Source organism: Rhizobium mongolense subsp. loessense (assembly GCF_900099775.1).
Taxonomy (GTDB): Bacteria; Pseudomonadota; Alphaproteobacteria; order Rhizobiales; family Rhizobiaceae; genus Rhizobium; species Rhizobium loessense.
This window is the reverse complement of record NZ_FMTM01000012.1, coordinates 1-14,954: the sequence shown is the minus strand read 5'-3', so window position 1 is coordinate 14,954 and position 14,954 is coordinate 1. Positions and strand designations below refer to the sequence as shown.

The 14,954-nt window shown below is 57.7% G+C and carries 14 protein-coding genes; 2 read left to right on the top strand and 12 right to left on the bottom strand.

Going from position 1 to position 14,954, the window contains the following annotated elements; translation table 11 throughout:
- Window positions 1–235: 235 nt before the first annotated feature.
- From purU to BLP23_RS27325, 4 genes are all read right to left on the bottom strand, one after another.
- On the bottom strand, window positions 236–1,120 hold the full coding sequence (purU, locus tag BLP23_RS27340) for a formyltetrahydrofolate deformylase (RefSeq protein WP_092587879.1): 885 nt from the start codon (window positions 1,118–1,120) through the stop codon (window positions 236–238).
- A gap of 87 nt (window positions 1,121–1,207) precedes the next feature.
- Entirely contained in the window at window positions 1,208–2,137 is a 930-nt protein-coding gene (locus BLP23_RS27335) for an electron transfer flavoprotein subunit alpha/FixB family protein (RefSeq protein WP_092587878.1), read from the bottom strand.
- A 24-nt stretch (window positions 2,138–2,161) separates the two neighbouring features.
- Window positions 2,162–2,908 (bottom strand): electron transfer flavoprotein subunit beta/FixA family protein, encoded by a 747-nt coding sequence (locus BLP23_RS27330; RefSeq protein ID WP_092587877.1) that lies wholly within the window; start codon window positions 2,906–2,908, stop codon window positions 2,162–2,164.
- A 26-nt stretch (window positions 2,909–2,934) separates the two neighbouring features.
- Complete coding sequence (locus tag BLP23_RS27325) at window positions 2,935–5,376, bottom strand: GcvT family protein (protein ID WP_092587876.1); 2,442 nt, start codon at window positions 5,374–5,376, stop codon at window positions 2,935–2,937.
- Between the two features lie 93 nt (window positions 5,377–5,469).
- Between BLP23_RS27325 and BLP23_RS27320 the strand changes: the two genes are divergently transcribed.
- Entirely contained in the window at window positions 5,470–6,396 is a 927-nt protein-coding gene (locus BLP23_RS27320) for a LysR substrate-binding domain-containing protein (protein ID WP_092587875.1), read from the top strand.
- Window positions 6,397–6,400: 4 nt separating this feature from the next.
- Here BLP23_RS27320 and BLP23_RS27315 read toward each other — a convergent pair whose 3' ends face one another.
- The 7 genes from BLP23_RS27315 to BLP23_RS27285 all read right to left on the bottom strand — a co-directional run bounded on the left by BLP23_RS27315 (window position 6,401) and on the right by BLP23_RS27285 (window position 12,986).
- Window positions 6,401–7,543: an aldo/keto reductase gene (locus tag BLP23_RS27315; RefSeq protein ID WP_092587874.1), complete on the bottom strand. Its 1,143-nt coding sequence runs from the start codon at window positions 7,541–7,543 to the stop codon at window positions 6,401–6,403.
- Window positions 7,544–7,581: 38 nt separating this feature from the next.
- Window positions 7,582–8,316, bottom strand: coding sequence for an aspartate/glutamate racemase family protein (locus BLP23_RS27310; protein WP_092587873.1), 735 nt, complete (start codon window positions 8,314–8,316; stop codon window positions 7,582–7,584).
- A 63-nt stretch (window positions 8,317–8,379) separates the two neighbouring features.
- Entirely contained in the window at window positions 8,380–9,219 is an 840-nt protein-coding gene (locus BLP23_RS27305; RefSeq protein WP_092587872.1) for a substrate-binding periplasmic protein, read from the bottom strand.
- Between the two features lie 22 nt (window positions 9,220–9,241).
- Window positions 9,242–9,904 (bottom strand): amino acid ABC transporter permease, encoded by a 663-nt coding sequence (locus tag BLP23_RS27300; protein ID WP_092587871.1) that lies wholly within the window; start codon window positions 9,902–9,904, stop codon window positions 9,242–9,244.
- Window positions 9,904–10,548, bottom strand: coding sequence for an amino acid ABC transporter permease (locus tag BLP23_RS27295; protein WP_092587870.1), 645 nt, complete (start codon window positions 10,546–10,548; stop codon window positions 9,904–9,906). The genes BLP23_RS27300 and BLP23_RS27295 overlap by 1 nt, the downstream gene beginning before the upstream one ends.
- Window positions 10,545–11,309, bottom strand: coding sequence for an amino acid ABC transporter ATP-binding protein (locus BLP23_RS27290; RefSeq protein WP_092587869.1), 765 nt, complete (start codon window positions 11,307–11,309; stop codon window positions 10,545–10,547). The genes BLP23_RS27295 and BLP23_RS27290 overlap by 4 nt, the downstream gene beginning before the upstream one ends.
- Before the next feature lie 657 nt (window positions 11,310–11,966).
- Window positions 11,967–12,986 (bottom strand): amidohydrolase family protein, encoded by a 1,020-nt coding sequence (locus BLP23_RS27285; protein WP_092587868.1) that lies wholly within the window; start codon window positions 12,984–12,986, stop codon window positions 11,967–11,969.
- Between the two features lie 90 nt (window positions 12,987–13,076).
- Between BLP23_RS27285 and BLP23_RS27280 the strand changes: the two genes are divergently transcribed.
- Complete coding sequence (locus BLP23_RS27280; protein ID WP_092587867.1) at window positions 13,077–13,913, top strand: AraC family transcriptional regulator; 837 nt, start codon at window positions 13,077–13,079, stop codon at window positions 13,911–13,913.
- 409 nt (window positions 13,914–14,322) lie between these two features.
- Here the strand turns inward: BLP23_RS27280 and BLP23_RS27275 are convergent, their stop codons facing one another.
- Window positions 14,323–14,928 (bottom strand): alpha/beta hydrolase family protein, encoded by a 606-nt coding sequence (locus BLP23_RS27275; RefSeq protein WP_233426833.1) that lies wholly within the window; start codon window positions 14,926–14,928, stop codon window positions 14,323–14,325.
- Between the last annotated feature and the right edge of the window lie 26 nt (window positions 14,929–14,954).

The window sequence follows — 14,954 nt, the reverse complement described above, 5'->3', positions numbered from 1 at the left end:
AAATATTATTTCTCTGCCATATCGTGCCGGGCAGTCTCTTTTGATCGACGATTTCTGAGAGGCTTGTCAATTCGGTAGGGACTGGCTCAGGTTAGTTCTTCAGGGTCCGGCTCACCACAGGCTGAACGTGGAGGGTAAAGTGACTTTTCATGCACTGAGCCCCAACGGTGGCCCGCCGGAGATTAGAGCCCTCCTGATTATGGTTGGCTGTTCGCGCTCCTGGCCCGGAGGATAGTCAGCCCATACGTTCAGATTTATACGAGCCCGGGCTTGGCGGAAAGACGATCGTCTTGTTGCCGTTCATGAACACGCGGTGGTGGATGTGAGCATGGACAGCGCGCGCAAGAACCTGGCTTTCGACGTCGCGACCGATGGAGACGTAGTCGTCCGGCGACTGGGCGTGGGTGACGCGGGCAACATCCTGCTCGATGATCGGGCCCTCGTCCAGATCGGCGGTAACGTAATGGGCGGTTGCGCCGATCAGCTTGACGCCACGCTGATAGGCCTGCTTGTAGGGACTGGCACCTTTGAAACTCGGGAGGAACGAGTGGTGGATATTGATGATGCGGCCCGACATTTTCTTGCACACAGCATCGGATAAAACCTGCATATAGCGCGCAAGCACGATGAGTTCTGCACCCGACTGCTCGACGACATCCATCAGTGTGGCTTCGGCCTGAGGCTTGTTATCCTTGCTGACTTTTATGTGGTGGAAGGGGATGTCGTGGTTGACGATCACCTTCTGGTAATCGAAGTGGTTGGAGACGACGCCGACGATCTCGATTGGCAGCGCGCCGATTTTCCATCGATAGAGAAGATCATTGAGGCAATGGCCGAAGCGTGAGACCATCAGAAGCACTTTCATCCGATAGTCGCCATCGTTGAACACCGCCTTCATGCTGAAGGCGGTGGCAATCGGCTCGATGTCTTTTGCCAACTCGGCACGCTCCACGCCCTGCTCACTGATGAAGGTCAGCCGCATGAAAAACAGGCCGGTTTCCTGATCGTCAAACTGGGAACTATCGGTGATATTGCAGCCTTTTTCAGCAAGATACCCTGTAACAGCCGCAACAACACCGCGTTTCGACTTACAGGTAACTGTCAGCACATAGCTTTTCATTGAAGCATTCCTTCAGGCCGCAGCGAACGGGTGCCGCTCGACCACGTCTTCGCCGTTCTGTTGTTGAAAAAAGGCCGGGCGAGGGTATCACAAACTCCGCTGCAACTCAGGTAGCGCGTCGAACAAATCTGCCACGAGACCGTAATCGGCAACCTGGAAGATCGGCGCTTCCTCGTCCTTGTTGATGGCGACGATAACCTTTGAATCCTTCATGCCAGCCAGATGCTGAATGGCGCCGGAGATGCCTGCGGCGATGTAAAGCTGCGGAGCAACGACCTTGCCGGTCTGGCCGACCTGCCAGTCGTTAGGAGCATAACCGGCATCCACTGCCGCGCGGGAGGCGCCAACGGCTGCACCCAGCTTGTCAGCGACAGGAAGCAGGACTTCCTTGAACTTTTCCGAAGAACCGAGCGCGCGACCACCGGAGATGATGATCTTGGCCGACGTCAGTTCCGGGCGGTCGGACGATGCAAGAGCATCCGAAACGAAGGACGAGACCGCTGGGTTTTCAGCAGCAGCGACGGTTTCAACGGACGCCGAGCCGCCAGCCTGTGCCGGAGCAAAGGTCGAGGTACGAACGGTGATGACCTTTTTCGCGTCGCTCACCTGTACGGTCTGGATGGCGTTACCGGCATAGATCGGGCGCTTGAACGTATCGGCGGAGATGACTTCGATGATTTCGGAAATCTGCGCCACATCCAGAAGTGCGGCCACGCGGGGCAGGACGTTCTTGGCAGATGCCGTGGCTGGCGCGATGATAACGTCATAGGAGGCGCTGAGCGAAACAAGCAATGCAGCGAGCGGTTCTGCCAGTTGGTTTGCATAGGATGCATCGTCGGCCAGCAAGACCTTGGAAACGCCGGACAGCTTGGCGGCTTCATCAGCAGCAGCCTTGGCGTTGGAACCGGCGACCAGAACAGTGACATCCCCGCCGATCTGTGTTGACGCCGTCAGTGTCTTTGCCGTCTGGTCGGAAAGGTTTGCGTTGTCGTGTTCTGCCAGAAGAAGAATGGCCATAATAAAATCTCCCTATCCGAATTCTTAAATTACGCCGTCGGCCTTGAGCTTCGATACGAGCTCGGCCACCGAACCAACCTTGACGCCAGCCTTGCGACCTGCAGGCTCCTCGGTCTTCAGGACCTTGAGGTGAGGTGCGATATCGACGCCGAAATCGGCAGGCGTCTTCTTGTCGAGCGGCCTCTTCTTTGCCTTCATGATGTTTGGCAAAGACGCATAGCGTGGTTCATTGAGGCGAAGGTCGGTGGTGACGACGGCGGGAAGCTTCAGTTCCACCGTCTGCAAGCCGCCATCCACTTCGCGGGTTACGGCAACCTTGCCGTCGGAAGGCTCGACCTTGGAGGCGAATGTGCCCTGTCCCCATCCCAGAAGCGCTGCGAGCATCTGGCCGGTCTGGTTGCTGTCGTCATCAATGGCCTGTTTGCCGACGATGACAAGGCCCGGAGCTTCGGCTTCAACGACACCCTTCAAAAGCTTGGCGACGGCCAGCGGCTCTACGGCGTCATCGGTCTCGATCAGAATGGCGCGGTCCGCACCCATGGCCAGCGCCGTGCGAAGTGTTTCCTCCGCCTTGGCAGGACCAACGGAAACGACGACGACCTCTTCCGCCTTGCCAGCTTCTTTCAGGCGAAGGGCTTCTTCGACGGAAATCTCATCGAAGGGGTTCATCGACATCTTGACGTTGGCAAGCTCAACGCCTGAACCATCCGCCTTGACGCGAATCTTGACGTTGTAGTCCACCACACGCTTCACAGGGACGAGGATTTTCATCGGGTCTTCCTTTTGATATCGTCGCGTTACATGCGGCCGCGCAGCGCTTCCGGGTCGTAGGGCGATTCCGGGATCACCCTTGCTTTTCGCATCTCACCGAGAATGGGAACCTCCAGCTCGGTCCCAGGCGTTCCAAGTTCGACCGGTAGAAGCGCGAAAGCGACATCGTGTCCAAGCGTGTAGGCGTAGCTTCCGGAGGTGATGCATCCCACCAGCTCGCCGTCGTGGTACACACCTTCGTGGATCAGGGAACTGGCGCCTTCCGTATCGATGGCAATCGTTACGGAGCGCTGCTTCACGCCCTCTTGCCTCTGGCGCAGCAGCGCTTCCTTACCGATGAAATCGCCCTTATCGAGCCTGATGAAACGATCGAGACTGCTTTCCCACGCCGTGAGTTCAGGGTTCATGTCGCGATACATGGCACGATAGGATTTCTCCAGCCGAAGCGGCTCCAGGGCATGATATCCGATGAGACGCAATCCATGTGGCTCACCGGCAGCTAGGATCGCTTCCAGAAGATGCCGCTGGTAGGGGAGGGGATGATATAGTTCCCAGCCAAGCTCGCCCTCATAGTTCACGCGCAGCATTCGCACGTCGGTCGCGAGCCCGACCGTTGCCGATTTTACCCCGAACCACGGGAAGGCTTCGTTGGAGAGATCCAGTTCGGTGATGCTTTGCAGGACATCGCGCGCCTTTGGTCCCACCACGGTAAAGCATCCGCGTTCGTTGCTCACATTGCGCAACTGCACCCTGCTATCGCTGGGCAGAAGCTTCGAGAGATCATCGAAATTCCAGCGCTCCGCGCGAGGGGTGGAAATCATGTAGAAGCTGCCGTCATCGAGCCGGGCAACCACATATTCCGCCTGCACGCCGCCGTTCTTCGTGAGATGGTGACTGAGGTTCACACGCCCCGTTTTCGGCAGACGGTTCGCTAGAATGCGATCCAGCCAGGCTTCCGCACCGGGGCCGGAAACCTCGAACTTCGTCATCGGGGTCATTTCCACGAGGCCGACTGCCGTGCGAACGGCGTTCACCTCCTCGGCGACATATTCCCCTTTTTGGGTCCAGCGCCAGCTGTTCTGGTTCTTTGCCTCGACGCCTTCGGGAGCGAACCAGTTGGGAACCTCCCATCCATCCAATACGCCCCAGACAGCACCATGTTTCGAGAGCAGATCATAGGAAGGCGCGGTCTTTTGCGGGCGGGCGGCGGGCATGTCCTGGCCGGGGTAGTGAAGTTCCGCGTGCGTTCCCCAGCTTTCCTTGACCTTCTGGCGCGTCCACTCCTTATTGGCATAGTCACCAAAACGGCGCGGATCGAGTTCCGAGGTGTCGAGGCTGTTGGCGCCTTCGACGATACGCTCGGAAAGATAATAGCCGATGGCTCCACCCCAGAGTATGCCGCCGGGAACACCTTCGGCGATCCAGACATTTTCCAGCCCCCAGGCGGGCCCCACCAGTGGCAATTCATCCGCAGTCATCTGGAACGGGCCACGCACATTTGCCTTGATACCGACGCGGCCAAGTGCGGGCACCATCTCCATCGCCGTTTCCCAGTTCCAGGCCACCGCATCGAAATCCTCTTCGACAAGGTCAGCACCGAACCATTCGGGAACGCCATTTTCAGCAAACAGCTTCAAATGCTCGGTTTTTTCATAGGGTCCGAACATCAGGCCATCGCCTTCCTCGCGAAGATATCCCTCGAACCCTTCGTCGCGCAGGATCGGCATTTCCGGCAGGCCCTTACGCTTACGCTCGACGATTTCCGGTACGGCGTCGGTGATCCAGTATTGATGGAGGATCGGAATGGCCGGAATTTCGAGGCCTAGCATTGCGCCGGTCTGGCGGGCGTAGTTTCCCGTTGCGGAAATGATATGCTCACAGATGATCTCACCGTTGTTGGTGATGATCTTCCACTCGCCACCGGGCAGACGCTCGAAACCCTTCACCTCGGTATTAAGGTGGATTTTCGCGCCGCGATCGCGCGCGCCTTTGGCCATGGCCTGGGTTACGTCTGCGGGGGCGATGTGGCCGTCGTCGGGGTGGTAGAGAGCCGCCAGCATCTGCTTGTTGTTCTCTAAAAGAGGCCAGAGTTCGCTTGCCTCCTGCGGTGTTACTAGCTCCGCACGGATGCCCTGCACGGCGGCCACGCTCATATAGCTTTTGTATTCGTCAAGACGGTCGCGCGTGTTGGCGATGCGCAGCTGACCGCATTTGTGCCAACCGACATGCTGTCCCGTTTCCGCCTCCAGACCTTCATAGATCTCAATCGTCTTTGCAATCATGCGACCGATATTGATGCTGCGCGCATAGGAAGGAATAAGGCCTGCTGCATGCCATGTCGAACCGGCCGTGAGCTGCGTCCGCTCCAGAAGGGCTACATCGGTCCAGCCGCGTTTTGTAAGGCCATAGAGAATGGCGGCACCGACACAACCGCCGCCGATGACAACGGCTCGAGCATGTGTTTGCATGAAGGGTTCCTTTGTATTGGTTTTCGTCACCGTACAAACGCCGCACAGAACTGTAATCTTGCAAAAAAATGCCTGGAAGCATAACTTGAGATTATGCACAGACTCCGATCCCTGATCCCATCTGCCAACTACCTTTTTTGCTTCGAGGCTGCTGCCCGGAGGCGCAGCTTTACCGCGGCCGCTCAGGAGCTGAATGTCAGTCAGCCTGCGGTCAGCAAGACGATCCGTCTGCTGGAGGAAGCAACGGGTCTGAGGCTGTTTCGGCGCGATCACACGCGGCTGGAACTGACAGCCGAGGGCCTGCGGCTCTACAAGGAGACGCAGGAGGCCTTCGATCATCTGCACATGGTCATATCGGCACTGCAGAAAAAGCATTCCAACGACGTGGTGCGGGTGTCGTTTTCGTCCTCCTTCGTGCAGCTGTGGTTGCTACCGAGACTGAAGGACTTCAAGGCCAGACATCCCGATGTGTCGCTGCGGATCGAGGAGAGCAGCCGGGACGATCAGGATCTGATCGAGGAGGATATCGACCTCTCGGCCCGTCTTGGAAACGGCAAATGGCCTGGCATTCATTCCTGGCATTTCGCAACGGAAGAGGTCCTTCCCGTGTGCAGCCCGGAATATCTCAATGAATATGGTCCTATCAAAGGGCCTGCCGATCTGCTCCAGCACACGCTTTTGAATTTTGAGGAACGGCACCGCACCCGGCTTGCATGGCGCGAATGGCTGGACCGGCACTCGGTTCCGGTTGCGCGGCTTAGGCAGGATTTCGTGTTTACCGATGCGCTCGGCTCTATCGAGGCAGCAGTCCGGGGTCAGGGCATTGCGCTCGGCTGGAAACATCTGGTGAACGGGCATCTGCAGGCCGGGCGGCTTGTTGCGCCGCTCGATGAAATCTACCAGTCCGGCCAGTCGGTGCATCTCATCATGCCGGCAGAGCGGCCATCGAAACCCGGCGCAGAGCTTTTTCGCGATTGGCTGATTGAGCAACAGGCAGCAATCGTGGTCGGCAGCCAATAAGCGGCTATCGCGTCTTGTCCTTCGGTTGCCCGAAAACATAATCCGGGACTTTAGGCAAAAAGGTGCCGGAATAATAGTACTTGGACTTATCGCCTACCGTGCTGCCGGTGTTGAGAATGCCTGCCTGGTAATCATCGGCAAAAAGGCTGTAGGGATAGGGCACATCGATGGCGCTGGCTGCATCCAGCAATGCCTTGTGCTCGCCCGGCAATTCGAAATCGAGGGCTGCCAGATTTTCGTCCAGTTGCTCTGGACGGCTCGCCCCGATGATCGCGGCGGCAATGCCGGGTTGATCGGTGACCCAGTTGAGAGCGACCTGCGCCATACTCCGGCCAACCTCAAGCGCAACCTTTTCGAGAGCCGATACGATACGGATATTGCGGTCTGTAAACAGCCCGAGGCCACTGCCCGAAGGATCAAGCGAAAGCCGCCCGGCCGGTGTGCCTCGAGAGCGATACTTTCCGGAAAGTAATCCCATGGCGAGCGGGCTCCAGGCGGTAATTCCGAGACCGCAAACCTGCGCCAGCGGCACGAATTCATGTTCGATGCTGCGCTCGATTAGCGAATAGGGCAGTTGCAGAGCGATGGGTTGCGAAAGCCCATGAGCTTGCGCCCATGTTTGTGCACGCGCGGCATACCAGCCTGGCACGTCGGAAAGCCCGGCATGGAGGATCTTGCCCGCCCGCACGAGGTCATCCAGGGTGCGCACGACTTCTTCCACCGGTGTCATCCGGTCCCAGGTGTGTAGCCAGTATAGATCGATATAGTCGGTCTTCAGCCGCTTCAACGATGCATCGACGGCGCGCATGATGTTCTTGCGCCCGTTGCCTCCCGCATTCGGATTGCCCGGCGACACGTTGTTGGAAAACTTCGTGGCAATGACCAACCGGTCGCGCAGCCCCATGTCTGCAGTAAACGTTCCCACGAGACTCTCGCTCACTCCGGCTGCATAGGAATCGGCGGTGTCGATGAAATTGCCGCCCGCCTCGACATAGCGCTGGAAAATTCTCCGGGCTGCATCTTCGTCGCTGCCCCAGCTTCCGCCGATCCCGCGAATACCGCCATTACCGAAGGTCATGGTGCCCAAGGCCAGACGACTGACCCTGAGACCGGATCGACCCAGCAGAAAGTAGTGATCGAGCGACATCAAGAACCCCTGTCAAACATGCAGTGTCCGACTTTCCGCTACATGCTGCCGATATAGGGGCGACGTGTTACGGTCTGCTGAACGTAGTTGATCATGGTGATGAAGTCGAAGACCGGACGACCCGTCGCCGCCTGCACGGCATGCGCATAGGGCGGCAGATCGCTGCACTCGAGCAGGATCGATTTGACATCGGGATTGTCCTCGACCAGTCGTCGCGCGACATCGGTCACTTCCCGTTCGATGGCGGCGGAGTCGAGCGTGCCGCGTTCTTCGAGTATGGCTTCGCGAAACTCCGTCTGTCCTTCCATGCCCGCCACGGCCAATGGAATATTGTCACCGACATTACAGGCGGCGAAGTGTCGCGGCGTCAGCCGTGATTCATTGGCGGTGATGACGCCAACACGGCCACCGCACAAAGCGTGTATGAAGGGAATTTGCATTAGGCTGGACAGAAAGACGGGAATATCGACCGAAGCGGCCACCTCTTCCTGAAAATAGGCCATGAAACCGCAGGCCCCGGTGATGGCCTTGACGCCCCGGTTTTGCAGCTCCACAGCCGCCTCGACAAAGGCTTCCTTCAATGCCGGATCACGCTGGTTGAGCAACCGATCGATGGATGCGCCGTGCACCTCCTGAAAACGCACGGGATAATCATAGGTGGTCGCATTGCCGACATTGCCCGGCACGCAGGGGTAAGCAGCGTCCAGAATAAGGATGCCGATCTGTTCGCCGTACCATGACTGTGTTTTGCGCGTGACCGTATAGACTGTCATTCTCGCCTCCGATTTCATATCAGTGTGTGATGCGGGGGGGCCGCCATCCCCCGCGACCAATGCTTACTGCACAAGGCGCGGTGCGCCGGTTTCTCCGGCAGTCCCGTCAAGGCCGTAGGATTTGAGGATTTTCACAATCGTACCGTCCGCGTGCATGTCGGTGATCCCGGCATCGAGCGCAACACCGAGCTCCTTGGCCTTCAGCGAATAGGGGAAGGCTGCCTGTGCGGCTTCCTTTGTCGCCTTGATGCGATCGTCGGCGGCAGCGACATTGACCTTGATATCGCCAAGAGCGCCCTTCTGGGCTGCAACGACGCCGGTTGAATAGCCATCGACGGCAACATCGATACGGCCAGATTTCAGATCCTGCTGCAGGTTGACCGAGTTCGGGTAAAGCTTCAGGGAACCGCCGAGCAAAGTCTTCAGGTCGGCGACCCAGAGGTATCCCTGCACAGTGCCCACCTGCTTGCCTTTGAGATCGGAGACCTTCTTGAAGTCACCCTTTGAGTAGATACCCATCTGGTCCGTGTAGAGCGGAGCGGAAAGGCTCATGACCTTGGCGCGCTCTGCGGTTCGATACCAGTCGCCGGTCGTGATGTCGGCCTGACCCGAAAGCACGTATTGAATGGCTGCAGCCGGATCGACCGCGACAGCCTTGACCTTGAGGCATTCACGCTTGGCAAATTCGGTGGCGATATCGCCATCGATGCCTTTCATGGTGCCATCCGCATCCAGAAATGAATGAGGGGCGTAGGTGGTGACGGCAACCGTCAGGGTGCCAGCCTCAACGGTGGCGAACTTGTGCTTTGGCGTGCAATCCTGCGCGCTGGCAAGTGTTGCGGAGATCAGCAAACCGGCAATGCCGGTAAGAAGAAACTGCGTAGGAGTGGTCATTCTGGTCATGCAGACATCCTTCAACTGAGGTTCAACGGAGGGCGTAACGCCCGGCGCGCTTCTCGACATGGTTGACGAGCAAGGCGGCTGGGATGGAGATGCTGGCGTAGAGCACACCCGCAGACAGCAAGGCGGGCAGATAACGGAACGTCGTGGAGCCGATCTCATAGGCGCGGCTCACCAGTTCAGGTAGCGCGATGGTGAAGCATAGTGACGTCCCCTGGAAGATCAGGATCGAGAACCCGAGGAGGCCCGGAAGGGCAACACGAAGCCCTTGAGGCAGGATGACGTAACGAAGCTCATCCAGCCGGCTGAGGCCGAGCGAAACAGCCGCTTCGCGTTGGCCATGGGCGACGGATTGAAGACTCGCACGGATGATTTCGCTGGTATAGGCACCCGTGTTCCATGCCAACGCGATCACCGCTGCCGTAAAAGAGCCCAGCATCAATCCTGTCGTGGGCAGGCCGAAATAGATGAACTGCAACAGAACAAGCGCCGGAGCGCCGCGGCCAATCTCAACCATGAAAAGGCTAAGGGCCTTGACCGCGCGACGCTTCGACAGAACGCCAAGTGCCAGGACCAGGCCAAAGGGAATGCCGATGACAAGGCTGAGCGCTGTCACCTGCACGCTGATCCATAGTCCGCTGAGGAGATCCGGAAGCCAGGTTATGATTTCATCATATGTCGGGAACATCAGCGCGCCACCTTCGCCATGAGATAGCTGTCGGCAACGCGCGACAGCCATGCGATTGGAAGGCTCAGCAAAACATAGAACATGCCGACCAGCGCAAAGACCTGCAGGCCACGATAGGACAGTTGCGAGAGCTGGTTGCCCTGATAGGCAAGCTCCGAGACCCCTATCGCCGAAGCGACGGCTGTTTCCTTCATCAGACCGATGAGGTAGCTCGCGGCAGAGGGCAGGGCCACACGGAAGGCCTGCGGCGCGACGATATCGCGGAAGACCGACCAGCGATCGAGGTCAAGCGCTGTTGCGGCTTCCCATTGGCCATGGTGAATGGAGGCGACCGCACCACGATAGATTTCCGCCATGTTGGCCGCAGCAATCATTCCCAGCCCAAGGAGTGCTGCATTGAACGGACTGATCGGCATGATACCCATGCCGATGCCGAAAAAGATCATGAAAAGCCACAAAATGGGCGGTATAGATCGCACGATCTGGATGATGATCATAGCTAGGAAAGATACCAGCCGATGACGGCTGCGTCTGGCGATCAGCAGGGGGACGCCAAGAACGGCACCGATGAGGAATGCGCCCGCCGTTAGGGCGATCGTCCATACCAGCCCACGCAGAAGTGGAAGCAAGTCTGCCGCACTCATCGGTCATGCACCGCGCGAAGGAATCGTTTCGTGCGCTCCTGTTGCGGATTTCGCATAATCTCTTTTGAGGGGCCTTTTTCGACGATATGGCCATCCGCCATGATCATCACATTGTCGGAGACATTCTCAGCAAATCCCATTTCGTGGGTCACGACGATCATGGTCATGCCGCTTTCGGCAAGCTCGCGCATCACGGCCAGAACCTCGAGACCCAGCTCCGGATCGAGCGCCGATGTCGGTTCGTCGAACAGCATGATCTCGGGATCGAGCGCCAGCGAGCGGGCAATGGCGATACGCTGTTGCTGGCCACCGGAACAGCGGACAGGATATTGCGATGCCTTGTCGGCGAGACCGACGCGCTTCAGAAGCTGCATCGAGCGCTCTTCGGCTTCCTGGCGGCTGCGGCCCAGCACACGCTCCTGCGCCAGGCTGACATTGCGCAGCACGGACATGTGAGGAAACAGATTGAAGGATTGAAAGACCATGCCGATGCGGCGGCGCAGCCTGGAGAGTTCGGCGGGTGCGGCCGGTCGCGATGCATTTATGGTCGCTGAACCGATGGTGATCGTGCCGCCATCCGGCGGTTCTAGATAGTTGATACAGCGAAGAAGCGTGCTTTTGCCCGATCCGCTCGGCCCGATGATGGCGAGGACCTCGCCCGAATGCACCTCCAGATCGATACCGTCGAGCACGGTATGGGTGCCATAATGCTTGCTGAGGGATGCGAGTCGAATGAGGGCGTTGTCCGGAGCAAACGTCATCTCAGACTGCGCTCCATCCCCACCATGCGGACGACTCTGTCCTACCCGATTAAAGATAGCTCGGTCCATATCATTTTGATCCCCATGCAACGGCTATCGACGCGCGGCGGTAACGGGCTGGTCTTTTCGCCTGAAATGCTTTTATAAATTGGCCGTCGGAACGTACCGTATCGACCAGGTTCCCATTGTTGTTTTACGGAATGGTAGCATTCAGCTGCATGGTTAGCAGGGTGAAAAAAATGCGTCTCTGCCAAACCTGAAGTTATGGGCAATTGTATATCTTATATAGCAGAAGAAATTTCGCCGTCGATTCCTACTGAGACTTGGTCCTTCAGTGCCGTAGGCAATACCTTGGGCACCGCGCCAGCTTGTGCGGCCAACAGGCCAAACCTTGTTTCCAGAATGGACGGTGTGGCGCGGTTGAGCCGATTTCGAATTTGCCACCCTGCAACCTTGCCGTCTGGCGGCCCTCGACCGGCTGCAAGAATCGAGGGCTGGGATGCGCCTCAAGGTCTTGAAAAGCGCGTTTCGCATCGACGCCATCTTCGGCGACGAACCGGGAGTCTCGATCCGCCTATTGGCGTCGCTGACTATGTTTCGGCGTCGTGCGCCGATTGACAGCCTGTCGTTTCCCCCTGAACTTCGGCCACGATGGTACTACACTCGGGCATTGATCACGCTACTGATACGAAGGAGCGCATCTGCATTGCCGTGGGCGATACGCTCCCTGTCCGCAGGAGAAACCGGTAGGCTATTGAGAAAAGCCGTGCCGGCACCGTTGGTGGCGTACGGATAGTCGACCGAAAACAGGATGCGATCCGCACCAAAAGCGGTCAGCGCGGCGAGAAACGCAGACGTGTCGAAAAAGCCACTGGTCGTGATCCAAACCTGATCCAGAATAGTTTCAGATACGGTCCGCTGTCGCCCCGTTTCTGCGCCCGTTCCGAAGGTCTCATCAACGCGCTTGAGGAGCATCGGCAACAACTCACCCATGTGACCGATGATCAGCTTCAGTCCTGGGTTCCGATCGAGCGTGCCGGACAAGACGAGGCGAAGAATGTGAATAGCTATTTCTGAATGCCAGCCAAAGCCGGCGTTTGATAGCAGATATGAAGAAATTTCGTTTGGCAATCCTCCATAGTAAGCGTCCCGCACTGCACGCGGAGGGGGGCCGGGATGAATATCGAGCGGACACGCGAGCGCCTCGGCGCGTGACAGGATGGGAGCGAACCGCAGGTCGTCTAGGAACAGTCCATCTGTGGTCCCATTGATGGAGGCACCACGAAAACCGAGCTTTTTCACGCACCGCTCCAGTTCGTCTGCGGCCGCAGCAGGTTCTCTCATAGGCAAGTGAGCGAATGCTGCAAGACGTTCTGGATGCCTTTCAACTGCAGCGGCAAGTCGATCGTTGTATTCACGCGCAAAGCTTATGCCTTCTTCTCCGGCCAGCGACTCGGCGCCCGGACCTATGACGGACAGCACTTGCAGGGTGACCCCTGCTTGGTCCATCGCACCGATGCGCCCTTCCTGTAAATTGCCCAACGCCTCGTTGAGAGGTTCCGGCCCCCAATGACCGCCCGATGGCACCCAGCCAGCTTCTATGGCAACCGAAGCCGGAATCCGTTGTGTCATTTCGGGGAGCATGACATGTTCTTCTAAAGCGACAATACGCATCATTTCATTTTCTCTAGTCGGCGGCGTTAAGGTCGAACATTCGCGGCGAGCATTGTCAGTACCGCTTCCATTTTTGGCGTGATATGCTGCGGAATGACTATCGATATCGAAAATCTGCCAATCGCACCTGTTCGGGCACCAACGGCAATCGCGTGGGACGTCGAGTTCGCGACACCCGCGATGGCGTTACTCGTTGGGTACGACAAGGACTGGGTTGAACTCCCCCTCCATAAGCACGTGAATGGGCAACTCATCATCGCGTTGAGTGGTGCGGTAATGTGCCACGTTCCTGGCTCGATATGGATCGTTCCTGCGGGGTGCGCCGTGTGGGTTCCGGCCGGCCTCAGGCACCGCAGCCCGGCATCGCCGCATTCGCGTACATGCATCCTGTTTGTCAAACAGGATGCCGCTTGCCTGCCGCATCATTGTTGCACCCTTGAGATCACCCCATTGGTGAGAGAAATAGCCCTGCGCCTTGTCGGCTCAACGGTAGGGAGCGACGCTGACGAGCACGAACTTCTTTTGATGAAAGTACTGTTGACGGAACTGGAGGGTATGGCAACGGGCGGACTTAGGCTTCCGGTTTCGTCACATCCCAAGATGGTGGCGATCCAGGAGGAACTGATGGCAAATCCTGGCGACCGTACAACGCTTGCGGAATGGGCAGGTCGCACCGCCACCAGCGAGCGGACCCTGGGTCGCCTGGTTTTCAGGGAAACGGGAATGACGTTCGGCCGATGGCGTCAGCAACTCCATTTGCTTGTTGCTCTATCCAAGCTGTCCGACGGATTGCCCGTACAGCAAGTCTCGGATGCCCTTGGCTACGAGTCGGCAACCTCTTTCATAACGATGTTCAAGAAGGCTCTGGGAACGACGCCGTCTCGTTACTTCGACCGGACAGGCGCCAGTCCGCGAAAGGTTAGCGAATGAATACATCGACCCGAGCAACTTGGTTTCGACGTTGCCAGCCCCGCGTTTGCAACAAGGGCGTTGACCTGTGGATGGATGCAACCGAGAAGGCACGGAGGTTGAAGCTTGAAGCTTTGCCGCCATTTCACGAGCAAAGACACCAGTTGTTGCTTGACAACGACGCAGCATCAGATGGTCGTCGCGTTGAGATCGAAGCGGAACAGTACGATCCATCTTGTGTATTCGCGTGATGAATTGACGCAGAGGGAGGCTTGATGATGGCCTAAGGAGGTTTCCAGAGCCGCTAAGCGTGGTTTGCCGATGAGACCGACTGCCCGTGTCGTCATTGAAACGACCGGCCAATCCTGACAGTTGGACAGAATTGCGGCATTCCGACGGACAGGACTGTCGGCATGACCCCTGTGGGACCCTAGCGAATGCTCGGCAAGGGAGCTACGGTAGCAAATGAAAGATACTGGAAAAAGTGCCTCCCGACGTTGAGAGGCAGATGGCTGGAGCCAAAAAAAAATAGGCTGCTAAACGCTCCCGATACGGAAGGCATTGGACGCAGTCCGGCGTTGTTTCGAAGGATCCTTCCTGAATCTTTTAAGAGATTACCCCCGTTGGGAACCGGCGTGTTGCCATCTCCCTTGATCGGTTCGCCCAACACGCCCTTGAACCACTCGACCACGCGGTCGATTATCGGCGGCTGATACCAGGTTAGGTCGCTATGGCCGGCATGCTCGACAAGAACGTATTCGACCTTTTCGCCCCTATTCTTCAAAGCTTCGTAAAGCTGCACGCTCTGTCGCGGCGAAACAAGCTTATCGGCACTTCCATGCATGATCAGGAAGGGTGGCTTACGGCCCTCGACATGACCCATGGGACTTGCCTGCAAAGCCTTTTCAGGGTTGCTGCCGATCGATGCGCCTGGAAAATCCGCAAAAGCCGTGCCGTTCACCAGCAGCGCCTCGGTCACTGCCGGTGATTGGTGGACCTTGGCGATCTCATCCGGAAAGCCGGCGCCAATTTCCAAGAGGTTCGATATCCCGTACATCGTCA

What these genes read in the sequence shown, in the direction of transcription:
- purU (WP_092587879.1), bottom strand. Translation starts at nt 1,120, where the DNA reads ATGAAAAGCTATGTGCTGACAGTTACCTGTAAGTCGAAACGCGGTGTT.
- BLP23_RS27335 (WP_092587878.1), bottom strand. Translation starts at nt 2,137, where the DNA reads ATGGCCATTCTTCTTCTGGCAGAACACGACAACGCAAACCTTTCCGAC.
- BLP23_RS27330 (WP_092587877.1), bottom strand. Translation starts at nt 2,908, where the DNA reads ATGAAAATCCTCGTCCCTGTGAAGCGTGTGGTGGACTACAACGTCAAG.
- BLP23_RS27325 (WP_092587876.1), bottom strand. Translation starts at nt 5,376, where the DNA reads ATGCAAACACATGCTCGAGCCGTTGTCATCGGCGGCGGTTGTGTCGGT.
- BLP23_RS27320 (WP_092587875.1), top strand. Translation starts at nt 5,470, where the DNA reads ATGCACAGACTCCGATCCCTGATCCCATCTGCCAACTACCTTTTTTGC.
- BLP23_RS27315 (WP_092587874.1), bottom strand. Translation starts at nt 7,543, where the DNA reads ATGTCGCTCGATCACTACTTTCTGCTGGGTCGATCCGGTCTCAGGGTC.
- BLP23_RS27310 (WP_092587873.1), bottom strand. Translation starts at nt 8,316, where the DNA reads ATGACAGTCTATACGGTCACGCGCAAAACACAGTCATGGTACGGCGAA.
- BLP23_RS27305 (WP_092587872.1), bottom strand. Translation starts at nt 9,219, where the DNA reads ATGACCAGAATGACCACTCCTACGCAGTTTCTTCTTACCGGCATTGCC.
- BLP23_RS27300 (WP_092587871.1), bottom strand. Translation starts at nt 9,904, where the DNA reads ATGTTCCCGACATATGATGAAATCATAACCTGGCTTCCGGATCTCCTC.
- BLP23_RS27295 (WP_092587870.1), bottom strand. Translation starts at nt 10,548, where the DNA reads ATGAGTGCGGCAGACTTGCTTCCACTTCTGCGTGGGCTGGTATGGACG.
- BLP23_RS27290 (WP_092587869.1), bottom strand. Translation starts at nt 11,309, where the DNA reads ATGACGTTTGCTCCGGACAACGCCCTCATTCGACTCGCATCCCTCAGC.
- BLP23_RS27285 (WP_092587868.1), bottom strand. Translation starts at nt 12,986, where the DNA reads ATGATGCGTATTGTCGCTTTAGAAGAACATGTCATGCTCCCCGAAATG.
- BLP23_RS27280 (WP_092587867.1), top strand. Translation starts at nt 13,077, where the DNA reads ATGACTATCGATATCGAAAATCTGCCAATCGCACCTGTTCGGGCACCA.